The sequence below is a fragment of the Lonepinella sp. MS14436 genome, assembly GCF_042470565.1.
Lineage (GTDB): Bacteria > Pseudomonadota > Gammaproteobacteria > Enterobacterales > Pasteurellaceae > Lonepinella.
Window position 1 is genome coordinate 22,939 of the sequence record NZ_CP170385.1, and the last position, 18,970, is coordinate 41,908.

The following is an 18,970-nucleotide window of genomic DNA, read 5'->3' on the forward strand; positions in this document are numbered from 1 at the left end:
TTTTTATTACTAATGACTTTTATGCTGACTAAACAACCATTCCTTAATTGCATCAATATTATAAGCCACTCCCCAAGTTCCCATGTGGGCAGCCCCTTTGCTTTGTGAGGTCTGTTCCATTGGTAACGTGCCGCCAGTAAAGCTGGCATAATGAATATTGCCACCTTGAGCTAACAGAGCATTCACCTTTTTATTCAGTTCTGCCACGGAATCTTGAGCGTTCCAGCCGTGGCTTTCTTGTACATTTGCCCCGTTTGCCGTCAATACTTTCATAATTTCATTTTCGGTCGGAAAGGCTTTGGCATCATTTTCGGAAACTAACACAAAAATATTATTTTTTGCCATCGGAGCGGTAACACTCGGTTCCCACTGCCCCGCCACAATATAGCTGGCAGCAAAGAAATCAGGGTGTTTAATATTCATGGCGATAGACATCATCGCACCGCCTGATTGCCCTGTGGTATAAAGGCGGTTTTGGTCGATATTGTACTGTGTTGCCAAAGATTTAATTAAATTAATCGTTGGTTCAAGATCCGTCGGGTCTTCTGATTTATCATTGACAATTTGATGATCAAACTGCGGAGCAAGCACAAAGGCTTCATGTTTTGCTTGGAATGACGGGCTGGCAAACGAAGTTGCTCCGTTGCCTTGTAATAAGGTATGTTTCACATTGCTGTTGGTTGAACCTGCATCATGAATAAACATCACTAGCGGATAGGCTTTGTTTGGGTCATAATTTTTCGGCACAAATAAATTATATTTCACCACCACACCGCTTTCATCTTTAAATTCCGCCTGTTGGAAATCGTCCACCACTTGATTAATCACTTTGCTACTGGTTAATTCGCTCGGTTTTACTTTGCCAGATTTGCTGGCTAATGAATTGACTTGTTTTACTGTTAAGCTGATATTACGTTCGGTGTAAGGGGCGGAACGATCATTGGGATCTTTTTCGGTAGTCGCCGCATCGGCATCTTGCGGATCCAATTCTAACACCACTTGGTTGGTACATTTTTGCTCGGTTAATTTAGCCTCGGTAATGGTACGATTCGTTACCGAAAAATCATTTTTTTTCACCGCAGTTAAGCACGTTTTTTCAGGGTAATTCACCACAGCTTGGGTGACTCGTTGCCCTAAACCGTTTGGTGTCGTAACTGCTGTCACACTTTCAATTTGAGCATACACAGTGCTTGCCATTGCACAGGCAACGCCAGTTAAAATTAAGTTTTTCATAAAATTTCCTGTTATTTAGTTTGATTTAAACGTTTTAACGCATCAATCGCTGGTCGCGAAACATGATCGCCACGAGCTGCGGATTTTTCATACCATTGTTTGGCGGTAATGAGATTTTTTTCTACCCCAATACCGTTTTCATACAGATAACCCAGCCAATATTGTGAAGTAATATCACCACGATTCGCCGCTGTGGTAAAGGCATCAAAGGCTTTGCTTGGCGATTTGGTCACGCCCTCACCATTTAGATACATCAAGCCGATATAGCGTGACGCTTTCATATCGCCTTGTTCAGTAGCTTGTTGTAATAACGGCATGGCTTGGGAGAAAGATTGTTGTTTATATAGTTCTACGCCTTGCAGCATTACGGTTCGAGCTTGCTCTTGCTCTGGGGTATGGGTTGGTTGAGATACCGCACTGCAAGAAGCTAATAAAAGTGGAAAAATAAGATAGCTGTATCGTTTCATTAAATATCTACTCTATATTGAATTGTTGGTTTAAGTTAGGACTGTTAATTAGCTCAAAAGTTCTAGGATTATTTCTGCTATTTTATAATAGTGAATTGAATTTCACCGCACTTTCTTGTACAATGTCTTCCCGTCCTGATACAGCGTATCTCATTTATTTTTCACTATCAATCAAAACAAGATTTCACTTATGACAACCAATTATATTTTTGTAACAGGCGGTGTAGTTTCCTCCTTAGGTAAAGGTATTGCAGCAGCGTCCTTAGCTGCTCTTTTAGAAGCCCGTGGCTTAAATGTCACCATTATGAAACTCGACCCCTATATTAATGTTGACCCTGGAACCATGTCACCGACCCAACACGGCGAAGTGTTCGTGACCCAAGACGGAGCGGAAACCGATTTAGATTTAGGTCACTACGAACGTTTTATTCGCACCAAAATGACCAAACGCAACAATTTCACCACGGGTAAAATTTATTCCGAAGTATTACGCAAAGAACGCCGCGGTGATTATTTGGGGGCAACTATTCAGGTTATTCCGCATATTACCAACGAAATCAAAGCCCGAGTAATTGACGGTGCGGCTGGTCACGATGTGGCGATTATTGAAGTTGGCGGTACCGTAGGCGATATTGAATCCTTACCGTTTTTAGAATCTTTACGTCAGCTTGCGGTGCAAGTAGGACGTGAACGTACCATTTTCATGCACTTAACCCTTGTGCCTTATATTCCTACCGCAGGCGAAGTCAAAACCAAACCGACCCAACATTCGGTCAAAGAATTATTGTCTATCGGGATTCAGCCTGATGTGTTGATTTGCCGTTCGGATCGTATGATTCCGAATAATGAACGTGCCAAAATTGCGTTGTTCTGTAATGTGCCAGAAAAAGCGGTGATTTCATTAAAAGATGTGGAATCCATCTATCAAATCCCTGCCTTATTACAATCACAAGGGTTAGATGATTTTGTGTGCAAGCGTTTCCATTTAGATTGCAAACCAGCGGATCTTTCCGAATGGGAGCAAGTGTTATATCGTCAAGCCAACCCAACAGGCGAAGTCACTATCGGTATGGTAGGCAAATATGTAGAATTACCCGATGCTTACAAATCTGTCAATGAAGCCTTAAAACACGCTGGCTTAACCAATCGTTTACAGGTCAATATCAAATATATCGACTCACAAGATGTAGAAACCAAAGGGGTTGAAATCTTAAAAGGCTTAGATGGAATTCTTGTACCTGGTGGCTTTGGCTATCGTGGAGTGGAGGGCAAAATCTTAACCGCTCAATACGCACGTGAAAACAATATTCCTTACTTAGGCATTTGCTTAGGTATGCAAGTCGCATTAATTGAATACGCTCGTAATGTGGCTGGTTTAACTCAAGCCAATTCATCGGAATTTAATAAAGAATGCCCGCAACCTGTAGTAGGCTTAATTACCGAATGGCAAGATGCAACAGGTCATGTAGAAACTCGTAGCGATCAATCAGATTTAGGCGGGACAATGCGTTTAGGCGCACAACAATGTCATCTTATTCAGGGTTCAAAAGTACGTGAATTATATGGCAAAGACACTATTGAAGAACGTCATCGTCACCGTTATGAAGTGAATAACACTCTGCTACCACAAATTGAAAAAGCTGGCTTAAAAGTAACAGGTTTAAGTGCGGATAAAAAATTAGTAGAAATTATTGAAGTGCCAAATCACCCTTGGTTCGTAGCTTGTCAATTCCACCCAGAATTTACTTCTTCACCAAGAGATGGACACCCATTATTCGCTGGTTTTGTTAAAGCAGCAAAAGAAAATCAACAAAATAAATAGGTAAAGTTCGATTAGATCAAAATATTGTGATTTTTTGCAAGACAAAAGCCATAAAGATCTATACCATATTGGAATAACTTTAAATAAGAATTTTAGATTAACTTAATAGAAGGAAAACAAAAATGGCAAAAATCGTTAAAGTAATCGGTCGTGAAATCATTGACTCACGCGGTAACCCAACTGTAGAAGCTGAAGTTCATTTAGAGGGCGGTTTTGTTGGTTTAGCAGCAGCTCCATCTGGTGCATCAACAGGTTCTCGTGAAGCATTAGAACTACGTGACGGTGATAAATCACGTTTCTTAGGTAAAGGTGTATTAAAAGCAGTTAGTGCAGTAAATAACGAAATCGCAAAAGCTGTAGTCGGTAAAGATGCGTTAAACCAAGCTGAAATCGACCAAATTATGATCGACTTAGACGGCACAGAAAACAAATCAAAATTCGGTGCAAACGCTATTTTAGCAGTATCTTTAGCCAACGCCAAAGCTGCCGCAGCAGCGAAAGGTTTACCACTTTACGCTCACATTGCAGAACTTAACGGCACACCAGGTCAATATTCTATGCCATTACCAATGATGAACATCATCAATGGTGGTGAACACGCTGACAACAACGTGGATATTCAAGAATTTATGATTCAACCAGTTGGTGCAAAAACGTTACGTGAAGCATTACGTATCGGTGCCGAAGTATTCCATAACCTTGCTAAAGTATTAAAATCTAAAGGTTTAAGCACTGCAGTTGGTGATGAGGGCGGTTTCGCACCTAACCTAGAATCTAACGCAGCAGCACTTGCTTGTATCAAAGAAGCGGTAGAAAAAGCAGGTTATGTATTAGGTAAAGATGTCACATTGGCGATGGACTGTGCATCATCTGAATTCTATAACAAAGAAAACGGTATGTACGAAATGAAAGGTGAAGGCAAATCATTCACTTCTCAAGAGTTCACTCACTACCTTGAAGGTTTAACCAAAGAATACCCAATCGTGTCTATTGAAGATGGTCAAGATGAATCAGACTGGGAAGGTTTTGCCTACCAAACTAAAGTATTGGGCGACCGTGTTCAATTAGTGGGTGATGACTTATTCGTAACTAACACCAAAATCTTGAAAGAAGGTATCGAAAAAGGTATCGCAAACTCAATCTTAATCAAATTCAACCAAATCGGTTCTTTAACTGAAACGTTGGCTGCGATTAAAATGGCGAAAGATGCAGGTTATACCGCAGTTATCTCTCACCGTTCAGGCGAAACTGAAGATGCAACGATTGCAGATTTAGCAGTTGGTACCGCAGCAGGTCAAATCAAAACAGGTTCAATGAGCCGCTCAGACCGTATTGCGAAATACAACCAATTAATTCGTATTGAAGAAGCATTAGGCGACAAAGCACCGTTCTTAGGCTTAAAAGCGGTGAAAGGTCAAGCTTAATCTGGTTTTATAACGTAATAAACCGCCTTAAAAGGCGGTTTATTTTTTTGTTCTTCTATTACATATTTTTCCAGCGTACCATTTTCTCTAACAAATCAACCAATTCAGATCGCTCTGCACTAGTTAAATTATCAAATAATATTTCAAGTTTTCTCGCCTGATCCGTAGAACGATTACTGGTTTCTGTCAATAAATCAGCGGCTTCACAGTGAAAAATCTCAGAAAGTTCGAATAATCTGAGTATTGAAGGAACAATTTTCCCTCGCTCCATCCGAGATACAGCGTCATTACTCATTCCCAGTATTTCGGCGAGTTCAGCTTGGGTTAAATTACTTGCTTGGCGATATTTTGCTATCGCTCGACCGATAGTTTTCATCAATTGTGCGTCTTTTTCTAGCACTTTTCGCTCCTTCAATTAAACAAAGTAATAATAGCTATTGACTCTTTTTAATGAATGGCTAATAATTCTTGATATAAGAATAAAAGGTCTAATTTATGAATTTAATCTGTCTTGATTAGGTGTTACGTTCTTATATATTTAGAAGTTGAGTTTCTCAGCAATAAGTAAAATTCACATATAAGGAAATAAAAAATGGCTATCCCATTAATTATTGGAGCAGCGGCTCTTGTTGGTATTGGTGTTGGTGCGAAAAAAGTGAGTGACGGACGAGATTACTCTCGTTGGGCGGAACAAGAACTTGATGAAGCAAAAAGCAAGCACAGCAAAGCAAAAAGTAATTTAGATACTTCTCAACGTTGGTTAAATGAACGCACGGGAAAAATCGGTAAATTGCGTTTAGATATTGGTAAGCAAATTGGTGGTCTAACAAAAATGGCTGACGACTTAATGAAAAAACTCAATTCATCAAGCCAGAGCAATCATCGTTTTGATATTGCTATTCCAAACACGGAATTAAAACGTATTGAAGGATTTAGTTATTCCGCAATGGAATTTTCTAAAGGCTTAGCAAGTGGAGCGATTGCAGGTGGTGTGGCGGGTTACGCAGTTTATGGTGGTACAATGGCACTGGCGACAGCTTCAACCGGCACGGCAATTAGTACGCTTTCAGGCGTAGCAGCAACCAATGCGGCATTAGCTTCAATTGGTGGGGGATCGTTAGCAGCAGGTGGTTTAGGTGTCGCAGGTGGTACGGCTTTGTTAGGTGGTTTAGTCGCTGCCCCAATTTTTGCGATAGCAGCTTGGTCTTATGCTTCCAACGCTGAAGACAATTATCGTAAAGCTAGAGATTATCACGATGATGTGAAGAAAGCTGTTGAAAAGATGAACTCAGCGGAAAGTAAGATTGATAACATCGTTTATTATATTGATGAAGTACACAATGCAACAGAAAAAATGCGAGATGTGCTAAATCAATATTATAATGAACTAAAAGCATTTCACGATCGTTTTATTATTAATGGTGAAAACATTAGTAATTTCTCGACTAGAGTCTTACAAGTGGTAAATGATGGTATGGCTGTTGCAGCGATTTTAACTGATGTGGCAATTGCCCCATTATTTAAAATGACGAGAAAAGATGGAAAAGATGTCATTTCTACGGATAGCGATAAAATTCCATTAGACAATAGAGCTGAAGTAAGAAGTATTTTTCAAGAAAAAAATACAAAGCTGGTTAAATTCAGCTAACATTGATCTAATGGGCTAATATGATGATTAGCCCATTGTCTTTTCTGCAAAAGGTAAAAAATGAGTACATTAATCCAAAATTTTAATTTTGATTGGACAGCGGAACTAAATAATACGGTTACTACCAGCTTATCCACTTCGTTTGGCTTACCAGCTAATGCTATTAACCGTAAAACATTAGACAATATTAAAAGAGAAAGCAAAACAGAACTCAAACGCATTATTGGGGCATTATTAGCAGAAGTTTGGCTAGAACTCAAAGAACAAATTCCCATATTACTTGAAAAATATAAAAAAGAATTTTCTTTTGAAGAATTTGCTAATGATGTAAAAAGATTACTCTCTTTGATTATGCAACGAGTGAAAGTGCGGTTTAAAGAGATTATAGAAGAGCTTAAAGAAAAAGGAATCAAAGCTTTCTTTGAAGAAGTGACATCAACATTAGAAGCAATCTTCTTTTCTTCAGCAAGAAGAATATATACATCAATCAAACAACTTTTTACCGCAGCAGTTGAAGCTGTGAAAGTTATTCTTTTCAATCCAGAAAGACTATCCGCTGCAAATTTAATTAAACGGATAATGCAAATTATCAATACAGTGATTACCACTATTCTTGGAACATTTATCAATGCTCAATTAAATACACTGTTGATCGGTGTGCCTTACGCAGCTGAAATTTCATTATTTATCAGTAGTCTAATTACGGGATTATTAGCATTAGGGGCAAATTATTTCTTAGAATACAGTGTAATAATGCAAAAAGTGTGGCGGATGGTTGATATGTTATTTAAAAATAAATATGACCTGCTACTTGAAGATGCACAATGCTTAAATGCCGAATTAGATGCTTATGTAACCGAATTGGCAAGAGTTGAATTTTCATTTAACTATCAAGAATTAAACCATTTCACAGCCCAATTAAAGATTACATCAAGTCAAATTGAGAAAAGCGAACTCATTAAAGCTGAAATTGAACGCAGAAATATTGAGTTACCTTATGAATATGGCAATCTTGATAGTGTAAGGAGTTGGTTAGTTGGATTGCAACATAAATAATACTTCACCATTCCCTTGTTATGCCTGTGGCAAATGTTGTCAGCGAGTCAACCGCAGTGAACAAACAGCATTTTTAGATCGGGGGGATGGTATTTGTCACCATTTTGATTTAGAAACAAATTTATGCAACATTTATTCGGATAGACCGCTAGTTTGTCGAGTTGAAGAATATTACAAACAACATTTATCACATATTTATGAATGGAATGAATTTGTTGAAATGAATCTAACCATTTGCGAACAATTCAATCAGGAAGATAATCCCACTTTTACAACATAAAATTAGGTGATTTAGTACTCTACAATTTAACCTATTTGCATATTAACCCTAAAACTTTTAAAATTCACAATCGTACTTTGGTTTCCAATGAAAAAAGAATGTGGTATTTTTACAAAATTTTAAGGGGACATTATATGTTACATTTAGTTTTAGAAGATAAACACCTTATCGGTCAGAAAAAACATTTTGGAGCCCATTCCACCGTGCATGATCATTTGGTAGTAATGTTTGAAGATGATGGCGAAACGGGTTATTTTTATGCTATGGATTTAAATAACCAACAACAGCCTATCGTAGATAGTTTATATGTATATGGTGTGGATAGCATTGAGGGACGGCACGAAGCTCGCCAATTTCAGATTTGTTGGTCAGAAAATGGCAATCAAGCCTTTTTGTTAGTAAATGGCTATCCCCATGCCAGCTTTGATTATACAAGATTAGTAGGTTACAACCACAGCAAATACCCACTGCCAGAAATCACCAGTATGTGGTCGCACGAAGAAATTACCGATAAACTAGTGGCAGAATGGCTAAAAGTTTAACACCAGATTTATATTTATTCATCGGTTAAACCGATTATAATAATTTATGCAATCAGTTTGCCGATCGCTATATTTTTATACAGAATAGCAAGATTATTCCCCTTAAAAGATATAAAGGAAAGCAGTTATGACAAAACATTATGATTATGTTGCAATTGGTGGCGGTAGTGGCGGTATTGCCTCGATTAACCGTGCGGCAAGTTATGGTAAGAAATGTGCGATTATAGAAGCAAAACACTTGGGTGGCACTTGCGTCAATGTCGGTTGTGTACCGAAAAAAGTGATGTTCTATGGTGCTCAAATTGCCGAAGCGATTCATCATTATGCCCCTGATTATGGCTTTGATGTGAACGTCAATAAATTAGATTTTTCAAAATTAGTTGAAAGCCGTCAAGCCTATATCGGTCGCATTCATACCTCGTACGGTAATGTATTAGGTAAAAATAATGTAGATGTGTTAAATGGCTTTGCTAAATTTGTTGATGCCAAAACCATTGAAGTGAGCTATGCAGATGGTTCAAGTGAACAAGTTACCGCCGATCACATTTTAATCGCTACTGGTGGTCGCCCAAGTATTCCTAAGGTGAAAGGGGCAGAATATGGCATCACTTCTGACGGTGTATTTGCGTTAACAGAATTACCAAAATCCGTTGCGATTGTAGGGGCGGGTTATATTGCGGTAGAACTGGCTGGTGTGTTGAATAGCTTTGGTGTCGAAAGCCATTTATTTGTACGTCAACACGCCCCATTACGTACTCAAGATCCATTAATTGTCGAAACATTATTAGAAGTATTAGCTCAAGACGGCATTCAGTTACATAAGCAAGCTATTCCTGAAGAAGTCGTCAAAAATGCAGACGGCACATTAACTTTGAAACTCAAAGATGGTCGTGAAACCACGGTAGAAAGTATTGTATGGGCGATTGGTCGTGAACCAGCAACCGATGTGATTAATTTACAAGCTACTGGTGTGGCGACTAATGAATATGGATTTATCAAAGTGGATAAATTCCAAAATACCAATATACCGAACATCTATGCAGTAGGCGATATTATTGAGGGCGGTATTGAATTAACGCCAGTTGCCGTGGCAGCTGGTCGCCGTTTGTCCGAGCGTTTATTTAATCATAAACCAAACGAGCATTTGGATTATAACCTTGTGCCGACTGTTGTATTTAGTCACCCCCCAATCGGCACTATCGGTTTAACCGAGCCACAAGCCATTGAACAATATGGTCAAGACAATGTCAAAGTATATAAATCATCGTTTACCGCAATGTACACCGCAGTTACTCAACACCGTCAACCTTGCCGCATGAAATTGGTTTGTGTTGGTCAAGAAGAAAAAGTGGTAGGCTTACACGGTATTGGTTTTGGGGTAGATGAAATGATTCAAGGTTTTGCGGTGGCAATTAAAATGGGTGCAACCAAAGCCGATTTTGATAACACCGTTGCCATTCATCCGACAGGTTCAGAAGAATTTGTCACTATGCGTTAATCATTAGAAAATAAGGAAATTTATTATGTTTACAGACTGGAAAGAACATACATCACATGTAAAAAAATCATTTGGTGAATTAGGTAAAAAGCACCCTAAAATGTTACAGGCTTATGGAGCATTAAGTGCGGCGGCGGCAGAGGGTAATGTATTAGATGCTAAGACAAGAGAGTTAATTGCTTTAGCCGTTGCTGTAACCACCCGTTGCGAAAGCTGCATCTCTGTTCATGCTGCAGAAGCAGTAAAAGCAGGTGCAACAGAAGAAGAGGTATCTGCGGCATTAGCCATGTCAATCGCTTTAAACGCTGGTGCAGCTTATACTTACTCTTTGCGTGCCTTAGAAGCGTTTAATGAACAGAAATAATTTTTCTATATTGCAAAAATTAGTCTAATAATCCAAAGACTACATTCTAATCTTGACAGAATGTAGTCTTTTTAGTTTTATTTACTCTCTAAATCCACCCCTAATACTTCTGGAATCAATTTAATTTCGCCATAGAGATGATGTAGAATATCTTTATTCTCTAAATCCGCACACATAACCAATTTAATTTCACCGTGATATAAATCCTTAATATTCATGTCTTCAATATCACAATGATGTTGTGCAAATAATGCGTTGATTTTATTGATACCTGCCATATCATTAAGATGAACCGTTAATGTCGCTTTAATATCTGCTGGACGATGACGTTGTATATAATGCTGTACAATAGGACTTAAACGAATAGCGATAAAAATCATCAGTGTCGCCAGAATAGCATCAAAAAAGAATCCTGCACCAGCTGCAATACCAATTCCAGCTGCCGCCCAAACAATGGCTGCGGTGGTTAACCCTGAAATCGCATCATTGCTTTTACGTAAAATAACACCAGCACCTAAAAAACCAATTCCACTAATGACTTGTGCCGCCAACCGCATTGGATCGGTTCGAATATTTTGGGAAACTTCAGCATAATATTCAGCCGATTGAATTGAAACAATCGTTAAAATACAAGTGGTTATTGAGATGATGACACAGGTTTTCACCCCGACAGGCTTGCGTTTCAATTCTCGTTCCAAGCCGATAATACCGCCTAGACACATCGCCACACACAATTTCATTAAAATAATAAAATGTGATGAAGTGACTACGGCTAAAAATAAAGTTTGAATATTTTCCATTAAAGTATCCCTTGTTCTATTAATGAAGTTACGTCAGGCATCACTCCACGCCATAAGGCAAAAGAATGAGCCGCTTGCCCCACCAACATGCCAAAACCATCACTTATATTTTGCACACCAAGGGATTTTGCCCAAGCAATAAAAGGCGTATCACTTCGTTTTGCATATTGCATATCATAAACTGCGTCAGCTAGTCGTAAAATTTCTGGATTAATGGGTACTGTTTGCCCTTTTAAGCCTAAGGATGTCGCATTAATAATTAATGCAAAATGCTGTACAGAAATTTCATCTAATTGCACCGCACTTATGTTGCCATATTGGCGAAATTTACCTGCTAATTGCTGTGCTTTCGAAACCGTACGGTTGGCAATGATAATATTTTGTTTAGCTTGCAATAATGGTAATAACACGCCTTGCGTTGCTCCACCAGCACCTAAAATTAAGATTGATTGATTAGGTTTCAACCAAGTTAAACGTTGTAAATCGCTGACTAAACCTGCCCCATCTGTGTTGTCAGCATAAAGATCTCCATTGTCTAACATCTTCAATGTATTACAAGCACCTGCAGTTAATGCCCTTTTACTATAAACTTGTGCTAACTGATAAGCCCTTTGCTTAAAAGGAGAGGTAATATTACAACCTTTCGCCCCTTGGGCAAAAAAGTCTAATAGTTGTTGTTCAAATTTGACTTCATCACCCAACATAGCAACATATTGTAAATCTTGCCCTGTCTGTTGAGCAAAAATTTGATGAATCTGGGGGGATTTGCTTTGGGCAATAGGATTACCCCATACTGCATATTTATCCATTTTATCCTTGCCTAACTAACTGATTAGTAAATAAATCTCTAATTTCTGACGGATTTTTTGCATCACCAACGGGCATCTCTAATACAGGGAAATCTGCACCAAATTGTGACCGCACTTCTGCTACTGTTTTACAAGGTGGTAATCCCGTCAGATTAGCACTGGTTGAGGTTAAAGCAAAACCCGTAGCATAACATAATTGTTCTACCGCTGGATGATGGCATAAGCGAACTGCAATACTATTAAATTTCCCAGTCAAAAATTTTGGTACAGCCATATCAACTGGTACTAGCCAAGTGGTTGGGCGATCATATTGACCTTGCAATCTATTCCAATGCTGTTGGGTAAAATTTTTTGTATCAATAAACGGCAACAGAAAATCTAAATCTGGAGCCACCAATATCAGCCCCTTTTCTACTGGACGTTGTTTCAAAATTAATAATTTTTCCACCGCACTTTGACTTAACGGATTACACCCTAAACCAAATACTGCCTCAGTAGGATAAGCTATGACTTGATCAGATTTAAGTAAGTTTGCTAATTTATTCATATTATTATGTTAAGTTAAATAAAAAAGAAACGCTAGAATAAACCAGCGTTTCTTTATTTTTTTGTTATTCCTTAAAATGGAATATCATCATCAAAATTATCCATTGGTGGTTCATTCACTGGTTTCGCTTTTTGAGTTTGTGGTGCTTGACGCGAGTAACCACTTGATTGTTGTTGACCACCAAAACTACTATTACCTGCAAAATTGCTATTATCTTGATTATATCCATTTTGATTAGCATTACGGCTATCCAACATCTGCATGACATCCCCTTGGATTTCTGTGGTATAGCGATCTTGCCCGTTTTGATCTTGCCATTTTCTAGTACGTAAACGTCCTTCCACATAAACCTGTGAGCCTTTACGTAAATATTCACCAACGACTTCTGCTTGACGGCGATAAAATACAATACGATGCCATTCGGTTTGTTCACGGCGTTCACCCGTATTTTTATCCGTCCAACTTTCACTAGTCGCAACACTAATATTTGCTACGGCTTCACCGTTCGGCATGGTACGCACTTCTGGATCGTTACCTAAACGACCTACAATAATGACTTTATTAACTCCTGCCATAATTTCCTCGATTAATGGTTAATTTTGAGAATATTTTGCCTGAAAATAAAAAAAAAATCCATATTTTTTACTGGTTATTTTAACAGAGATTAAAATATGTGATATGCTTTCCAAAATTTTACTTTTTTCAACACTGACATGGATCAGACAATGGATAGCATAGATATTCGTGGGGCAAGAACCCACAATTTAAAAAACATCAATTTAACCATTCCACGAGATAAACTTATTGTTATTACTGGCTTATCTGGCTCAGGTAAATCATCGCTTGCCTTTGATACACTCTATGCCGAGGGACAACGCCGTTATGTAGAAAGCCTATCAGCTTATGCACGTCAATTTCTTTCTTTAATGGAAAAGCCCGATGTGGACAGCATTGAGGGACTTTCACCCGCTATTTCGATTGAACAAAAATCAACTTCACATAACCCCCGTTCTACGGTAGGAACAGTGACAGAGATTCATGATTATTTACGTTTATTGTTTGCCCGTGTAGGTGAACCACGCTGCCCGACTCATAACGAACCTTTAGTCGCTCAAACTATTTCACAAATGGTAGATAAGGTATTGAGTTTACCAGAAGAAAGCAAAATGATGTTGCTCGCCCCCGTGGTAAAAAATCGTAAAGGGGAACATGTTAAGTTACTCGACCAAATCGCTGCACAAGGCTATATTCGTGCCAGAATTGATGGTGAAATTTGTGATCTATCCGATCCACCTACATTAGAATTACAGAAAAAACATACCATTGAGGTAGTGGTAGATCGTTTCAAAGTGCGGTCAGATTTAGCCACCAGATTAGCAGAGTCTTTTGAAACTGCCCTAGAATTATCGGGTGGCACTGCTGTGGTTGCTAATATGGAAAATGAAAAAGCCGAAGAACTGGTTTTCTCTGCTAATTTTGCATGTTCTCATTGTGGTTATTCTGTGCCTGAATTAGAACCGCGGTTATTTTCTTTTAATAATCCAGCGGGAGCCTGTCCGACTTGTGATGGTTTAGGTGTACAACAATTTTTTGATGAAAAACGTGTGGTACAGAATCCATCAATTTCTTTAGCGGGTGGAGCGATTAAAGGTTGGGATCGTCGTAACTTTTATTATTATCAAATGCTGACTTCTTTAGCAAAACATTATCATTTTAATGTGGAAGAACCTTTTGAGAAATTACCGAAAAAAATTCGTGAGATTGTCTTACACGGCTCTGGTAAGGAAGAAATCGAATTCACCTATTTAAATGATCGGGGCGACAGTGTCGTTCGCCGTCATGCTTTTGAGGGGATTTTAAATAATATGGCTCGCCGTTATAAAGAAACGGAATCCATATCAGTACGTGAAGAATTAGCTAAACATATCAGCACACGTCCTTGCATAGATTGTAGCGGTTCTCGTTTACGTCCTGAAGCTCGCCATGTTTATATTGGACAAACCAACTTGCCAGATGTGGCGGAAATGAGTATTGGAGAAGCCTTACAATTCTTTGAGAAAATGGCACTGGCTGGACAAAAAGCCAAAATTGCAGAGAAAATTCTAAAAGAAATTAAAGAACGTCTGTCTTTTTTGGTCAATGTGGGATTAAATTATCTTTCTCTTTCACGTTCCGCAGAAACCCTGTCTGGCGGTGAAGCTCAACGTATTCGGTTAGCAAGCCAAATTGGAGCAGGGTTAGTGGGAGTGATGTATGTGTTAGATGAACCGTCCATAGGGTTACATCAACGAGATAATGAACGTCTGCTTAATACATTGATTCATCTACGTAATTTAGGTAATACGGTAATTGTGGTGGAACATGATGAAGATGCCATTCGAGCTGCCGATCATATTATTGATATTGGACCAGGGGCAGGGGTACACGGTGGAAAAGTGATTGCACAAGGCAGCATAAAAGAAATTATGGCGAATCCAAATTCCATTACAGGCAAATATTTATCGGGTGCAGAAGAAATAAAAATTCCGCCAAAACGCACCGCACTTGATCCCACTAAAATTTTACGCTTGAACGGAGCTACTGGAAATAACCTTAAAGCGGTGAATTTGGAAATTCCTGTAGGTTTATTTACTTGTATTACTGGCGTTTCTGGTTCAGGGAAATCAACTTTAATCAATGACACGTTGTTTCCACTGGCTCAAAATGCGTTAAACCGTGCCGATAATATTAACTTTGCTCCCTACCAATCCATTGAGGGCTTGCAACATTTCGATAAAGTGATCGATATTGATCAAAGCCCTATTGGACGTACGCCACGTTCTAATCCAGCCACTTACACAGGATTATTTACACCGATTCGTGAGCTATTCGCAGGCGTACCTGAATCTCGAGCAAGGGGCTATAATGTTGGGCGTTTCAGCTTTAATGTGCGTGGTGGACGCTGTGAAGCCTGTCAAGGGGATGGTGTGTTAAAAGTAGAAATGCACTTTTTGCCTGATGTTTATGTACCTTGCGACCATTGTAAAGGTAAACGCTACAACCGTGAAACCTTAGAAATTCGTTACAAAGGCAAAACCATTCATCAGGTCTTGGATATGACCGTGGAAGAAGCTCGTGAATTTTTCGATGCCATTCCTGTCATTGCACGCAAATTGCAAACCCTAATGGATGTGGGTTTATCATATATTCGCTTAGGGCAATCTTCTACCACCCTTTCAGGGGGAGAAGCTCAACGGGTAAAATTAGCTACCGAACTCTCAAAACGAGATACAGGTAAAACCTTGTATATCCTAGATGAACCGACCACTGGCTTGCATTTTGCGGATATTAAACAATTACTTGAAGTGTTGCACCGTTTGCGAGATCAGGGGAACACGATTGTAGTGATTGAGCATAATTTAGATGTTATCAAAACCGCCGATTGGATTGTGGATCTCGGACCAGAAGGTGGTAATGGCGGAGGTGAGATTATTGCCTCAGGAACACCTGAACAAGTGGCAAAAGATAAGAAATCACATACAGCGAGATTTTTAAAGGATATTTTACAGAAAAAGTAATTTGATTTGGATTTAAATAAAAAATTCGCTGTAATTACCGCCGATTTTTTGGTACATTACGCATAATTTTTGTATATATTATTCAACAAACATTTATTAACGGAATTCTTATGTTATTTAAAAAAATTCGGGGTTTATTCTCCAATGATTTATCTATTGATTTAGGTACAGCAAATACTCTAATTTATGTGAAAGATCAAGGTATTGTACTTGATGAACCATCTGTAGTGGCAATTCGTCAAGGGCGTGCTGGACAACGTAGTATTGCGGCAGTCGGTAAAGATGCCAAAATGATGCTCGGTCGTACTTCGAATAATATTGAAGCCATTCGCCCAATGAAAGACGGCGTAATTGCGGATTTCTTTGTAACCGAAAAAATGTTGCAATACTTTATTAAACAAGTACATAGCGGTAATTTCTTACGCCCAAGCCCACGTGTATTAATTTGTGTACCAGCAGGGGCAACCCAAGTTGAACGCCGTGCTATTAAAGAATCTGCGATTGGTGCAGGTGCAAGAGAAGTCTATTTAATTGAAGAACCGATGGCAGCAGCAATCGGGGCAGGTCTGCCTGTATCTACTCCAACGGGTTCAATGGTGATTGATATCGGTGGTGGTACAACAGAAATTGCGGTTATCGCCTTAAATGGTTTAGCTTATTCTTCTTCAGTGCGTATTGGTGGCGATAAATTTGATGAAGCCATTATTTCTTATGTGCGTAAAACCTTTGGTTCAATCATTGGTGAAGTAACCGCTGAACGCATTAAACACGAAATTGGTGTTGCTTATATTGAATCAGATGCGGATGTACTTGAATTAGAAGTTCATGGTTTAAATCTGTCAGAAGGTGTTCCACGTCCATTTACGTTAACCTCTCGTGATGTATTAGAAGCCATTAGCCAACCGCTTAAAGGCATTATTGATGCGATTCGTTCTGCCTTAGAAGAATGTAAACCTGAACACGCATCCGATATTTATGAATACGGTATCGTATTAACTGGCGGCGGAGCATTATTACGTAATATTGCTCATTTAGTCAGTAAAGAAACTGGCGTACGTGTAGTTGTGGCAGATAATCCATTAACCTGTGTGGCTCTTGGTGGTGGTGAAGCCTTACACATGATTGATATGCACGGTGGTGATATCTTTAGTGATGATATTTAACTAAACCCAATGAAAAAAGTGCGGTGAAAAAATAGTTTAATTTTACACCGCACTTTTTTACATGATTTTGGATTGGCAATGAAACCTATTTTCGGAAAAGCTCCCCCGCTCGGACTGCGTTTATTTTTTGCAGTCATGGCATCTATTGCTCTAATTATCTTTGATGGGAAAAGCAATGCTATGATTAAAGCTCGTAGTGTGATGGAAACTTTTGTCGGAGGTTTATATTATTTAGCCAATACCCCACATACTGTTTTAGATAGCTTTTCTGATAATCTTATTGACACCAATAAACTGCAAATTGAGAACCGTGTTCTGAAAGAACAACTTCGCGAAAAAAATGCCGATTTATTATTGCTGGATCAATTAAAAGTTGAAAATCAACGTTTGCGTTTATTACTCAATTCCCCTTTACGTACAGATGAATATAAAAAAATTGCTGAAGTATTAACCGCAGAAAGCGATACTTATCGTCAACAAGTGGTGATTAACCAAGGCAAAGGTACTGGTGCTTATGTAGGACAACCTGTAATTGATGAACGTGGTGTAGTAGGACAAATTATTTCCTCTGGTGAAGATAGTTCCCGAGTGCTATTGCTAACCGATGTTACCCATTCGATTCCAGTTCAAGTGTTGCGTAATGATGTACGTACCATTGCAAGTGGAACAGGTCGAGCCGATGAGCTTTCCTTGGATAACGTTCCACGTTCGGTTGATATTGTTAAGGGAGATTTGTTAGTCACTTCTGGTTTAGGTGGTCGTTTTCCTGAAGGGTATCCAGTGGCAGTGGTGGAAAAAGTATCCCGAGATGGTTCTAATTATTTTGCTACAATTACAGCTAAACCATTAGCTTCACTAGAACGACTACGTTATGTTTTGCTAGTCTGGTCGAGTGTAGAAGATATGCACAAGGCTCAAGCACTATCTCCAGAAGAAGTGCGTAACAGCGTACAACAACGGTTAAAAAATGTGCCACAGAAAAAAGAAAAAGCTACCGAAGAATCCGAGCAAAATACACCGCACTCTGTAGATGATAATGGCACTGAAAATTTACCCGTAGAAATGAACTCAAATGATACTCAGCCAGATCCTGAGTTAAAAGAACACAGGGAGGAAGACTGATGAATGTTCGTTTTATTATTCAAGTCGTTAGTTTACTTTGTATTTTTGTGGTGGCATTGGTATTAGAAATTGCACCTTGGCCCGCAGGTTTTCAGAGCTTTAAGCCCGCTTGGTTAGTGTTAGTCTTGACTTACTGGTCATTGTCTATTCCAGAAAAAGTCAGTATTGGCTCCGCTTTTGTCCTTGGTGTAATTTGGGATATTGTGCTTGGTTCTATGATGGGTGTACATGCTCTAGTGCTTTCAGTATTTATGTATGTAGTAGCTAAGAATCATGCTTTATTAAGAAATCTCTCTCTGTTACAGCAAAGTTTACTAATGATTCTATTAGTTTATTGTATTCGCTTAAGTATTTTCTTTGTTGAACGCCTCATTCACAATGCCACGTTTCAATGGCAGGAAATCTTTGGTGCATTAATCAGTGGTCTGCTTTGGCCTTGGGTATTTTTACTATTACGTAAAATTCGTTTGAAATTACAAATTAATGAATAAATCTATAAAAATAACATTATTTTAACCGCACTTTTATTAACATAGGAATTGACTCCAAAATTATTATTCTGGTCATCACCAATTTTATCAGTTTAAAATTTCACATAATTAACACAAACTAATTTAAAACACCAAAAATAAGTGATA

At 38.7% G+C, this 18,970-nt stretch carries 19 protein-coding genes; 12 read left to right on the forward strand and 7 right to left on the reverse strand.

Annotation, left to right across the window (positions count from 1 at the left end; all coding sequences use genetic code 11):
* Nucleotides 1–9: 9 nt before the first annotated feature.
* Together O1Q81_RS00120 and O1Q81_RS00125 are read right to left on the reverse strand one after the other, a co-directional pair.
* Nucleotides 10–1,233 (reverse strand): prolyl oligopeptidase family serine peptidase, encoded by a 1,224-nt coding sequence (locus O1Q81_RS00120; RefSeq protein ID WP_386697635.1) that lies wholly within the window; start codon nucleotides 1,231–1,233, stop codon nucleotides 10–12.
* Nucleotides 1,234–1,244: 11 nt separating this feature from the next.
* The gene (locus tag O1Q81_RS00125) at nucleotides 1,245–1,700 is read right to left on the reverse strand and encodes a tetratricopeptide repeat protein (protein WP_386687831.1); all 456 of its coding nucleotides are present in this window, start codon (nucleotides 1,698–1,700) and stop codon (nucleotides 1,245–1,247) included.
* Nucleotides 1,701–1,890: 190 nt separating this feature from the next.
* Between O1Q81_RS00125 and pyrG the strand changes: the two genes are divergently transcribed.
* Both pyrG and eno read left to right on the forward strand, forming a co-directional pair.
* Complete coding sequence (pyrG, locus tag O1Q81_RS00130; protein ID WP_386697637.1) at nucleotides 1,891–3,522, forward strand: glutamine hydrolyzing CTP synthase; 1,632 nt, start codon at nucleotides 1,891–1,893, stop codon at nucleotides 3,520–3,522.
* Between the two features lie 122 nt (nucleotides 3,523–3,644).
* Nucleotides 3,645–4,946, forward strand: coding sequence for a phosphopyruvate hydratase (gene eno, locus O1Q81_RS00135; RefSeq protein ID WP_386694973.1), 1,302 nt, complete (start codon nucleotides 3,645–3,647; stop codon nucleotides 4,944–4,946).
* 58 nt (nucleotides 4,947–5,004) lie between these two features.
* On the opposite strand, the gene O1Q81_RS00140 is transcribed toward eno, so the two are convergent.
* Nucleotides 5,005–5,346 carry a helix-turn-helix domain-containing protein gene (locus tag O1Q81_RS00140; RefSeq protein WP_386697639.1) on the reverse strand — a complete coding sequence of 114 codons (342 nt, stop codon included), beginning with the start codon at nucleotides 5,344–5,346 and terminating at the stop codon, nucleotides 5,005–5,007.
* 192 nt (nucleotides 5,347–5,538) lie between these two features.
* Here O1Q81_RS00140 and O1Q81_RS00145 point away from each other — a divergent pair, with 192 nt between their 5' ends.
* The 6 genes from O1Q81_RS00145 (at nucleotide 5,539) to O1Q81_RS00170 (ending at nucleotide 10,334) form a co-directional block, all read left to right on the forward strand.
* Nucleotides 5,539–6,594: a hypothetical protein gene (locus O1Q81_RS00145; RefSeq protein WP_386697641.1), complete on the forward strand. Its 1,056-nt coding sequence runs from the start codon at nucleotides 5,539–5,541 to the stop codon at nucleotides 6,592–6,594.
* Between the two features lie 60 nt (nucleotides 6,595–6,654).
* On the forward strand, nucleotides 6,655–7,650 hold the full coding sequence (locus O1Q81_RS00150; protein ID WP_386697643.1) for a hypothetical protein: 996 nt from the start codon (nucleotides 6,655–6,657) through the stop codon (nucleotides 7,648–7,650).
* Nucleotides 7,631–7,930 carry a YkgJ family cysteine cluster protein gene (locus tag O1Q81_RS00155; protein WP_386697645.1) on the forward strand — a complete coding sequence of 100 codons (300 nt, stop codon included), beginning with the start codon at nucleotides 7,631–7,633 and terminating at the stop codon, nucleotides 7,928–7,930. Before O1Q81_RS00150 ends, O1Q81_RS00155 begins: the two co-directional genes overlap by 20 nt.
* A gap of 134 nt (nucleotides 7,931–8,064) precedes the next feature.
* Nucleotides 8,065–8,472: a DUF2251 domain-containing protein gene (locus O1Q81_RS00160; RefSeq protein ID WP_386687838.1), complete on the forward strand. Its 408-nt coding sequence runs from the start codon at nucleotides 8,065–8,067 to the stop codon at nucleotides 8,470–8,472.
* A 127-nt stretch (nucleotides 8,473–8,599) separates the two neighbouring features.
* On the forward strand, nucleotides 8,600–9,970 hold the full coding sequence (gene gorA / locus O1Q81_RS00165; protein ID WP_386697647.1) for a glutathione-disulfide reductase: 1,371 nt from the start codon (nucleotides 8,600–8,602) through the stop codon (nucleotides 9,968–9,970).
* A gap of 25 nt (nucleotides 9,971–9,995) precedes the next feature.
* Nucleotides 9,996–10,334, forward strand: coding sequence for a carboxymuconolactone decarboxylase family protein (locus O1Q81_RS00170; RefSeq protein ID WP_386697649.1), 339 nt, complete (start codon nucleotides 9,996–9,998; stop codon nucleotides 10,332–10,334).
* 77 nt (nucleotides 10,335–10,411) lie between these two features.
* Here O1Q81_RS00170 and O1Q81_RS00175 read toward each other — a convergent pair whose 3' ends face one another.
* The 4 genes from O1Q81_RS00175 to O1Q81_RS00190 form a co-directional block, all read right to left on the reverse strand.
* Nucleotides 10,412–11,134 carry an MgtC/SapB family protein gene (locus O1Q81_RS00175; RefSeq protein ID WP_386687844.1) on the reverse strand — a complete coding sequence of 241 codons (723 nt, stop codon included), beginning with the start codon at nucleotides 11,132–11,134 and terminating at the stop codon, nucleotides 10,412–10,414.
* The gene (gene aroE / locus O1Q81_RS00180) at nucleotides 11,134–11,943 is read right to left on the reverse strand and encodes a shikimate dehydrogenase (RefSeq protein ID WP_386697650.1); all 810 of its coding nucleotides are present in this window, start codon (nucleotides 11,941–11,943) and stop codon (nucleotides 11,134–11,136) included. The genes O1Q81_RS00175 and aroE overlap by 1 nt, the downstream gene beginning before the upstream one ends.
* A gap of 1 nt (nucleotide 11,944) precedes the next feature.
* Nucleotides 11,945–12,490: a Sua5/YciO/YrdC/YwlC family protein gene (locus O1Q81_RS00185; RefSeq protein WP_386697652.1), complete on the reverse strand. Its 546-nt coding sequence runs from the start codon at nucleotides 12,488–12,490 to the stop codon at nucleotides 11,945–11,947.
* 71 nt (nucleotides 12,491–12,561) lie between these two features.
* Nucleotides 12,562–13,065, reverse strand: coding sequence for a single-stranded DNA-binding protein (locus tag O1Q81_RS00190; protein ID WP_386697654.1), 504 nt, complete (start codon nucleotides 13,063–13,065; stop codon nucleotides 12,562–12,564).
* A gap of 150 nt (nucleotides 13,066–13,215) precedes the next feature.
* Here O1Q81_RS00190 and uvrA point away from each other — a divergent pair, with 150 nt between their 5' ends.
* The 4 genes from uvrA to mreD all read left to right on the forward strand — a co-directional run bounded on the left by uvrA (nucleotide 13,216) and on the right by mreD (nucleotide 18,823).
* Nucleotides 13,216–16,047 (forward strand): excinuclease ABC subunit UvrA, encoded by a 2,832-nt coding sequence (gene uvrA / locus O1Q81_RS00195; protein ID WP_386697656.1) that lies wholly within the window; start codon nucleotides 13,216–13,218, stop codon nucleotides 16,045–16,047.
* Between the two features lie 110 nt (nucleotides 16,048–16,157).
* Nucleotides 16,158–17,210 carry a rod shape-determining protein gene (locus O1Q81_RS00200; RefSeq protein ID WP_386694987.1) on the forward strand — a complete coding sequence of 351 codons (1,053 nt, stop codon included), beginning with the start codon at nucleotides 16,158–16,160 and terminating at the stop codon, nucleotides 17,208–17,210.
* Nucleotides 17,211–17,288: 78 nt separating this feature from the next.
* On the forward strand, nucleotides 17,289–18,332 hold the full coding sequence (gene mreC, locus O1Q81_RS00205) for a rod shape-determining protein MreC (protein WP_386687857.1): 1,044 nt from the start codon (nucleotides 17,289–17,291) through the stop codon (nucleotides 18,330–18,332).
* A complete protein-coding gene (gene mreD / locus O1Q81_RS00210; RefSeq protein WP_386687859.1) occupies nucleotides 18,332–18,823 on the forward strand; it encodes a rod shape-determining protein MreD in 492 nt (163 codons plus the stop codon). Before mreC ends, mreD begins: the two co-directional genes overlap by 1 nt.
* Nucleotides 18,824–18,970 lie beyond the last annotated feature (147 nt).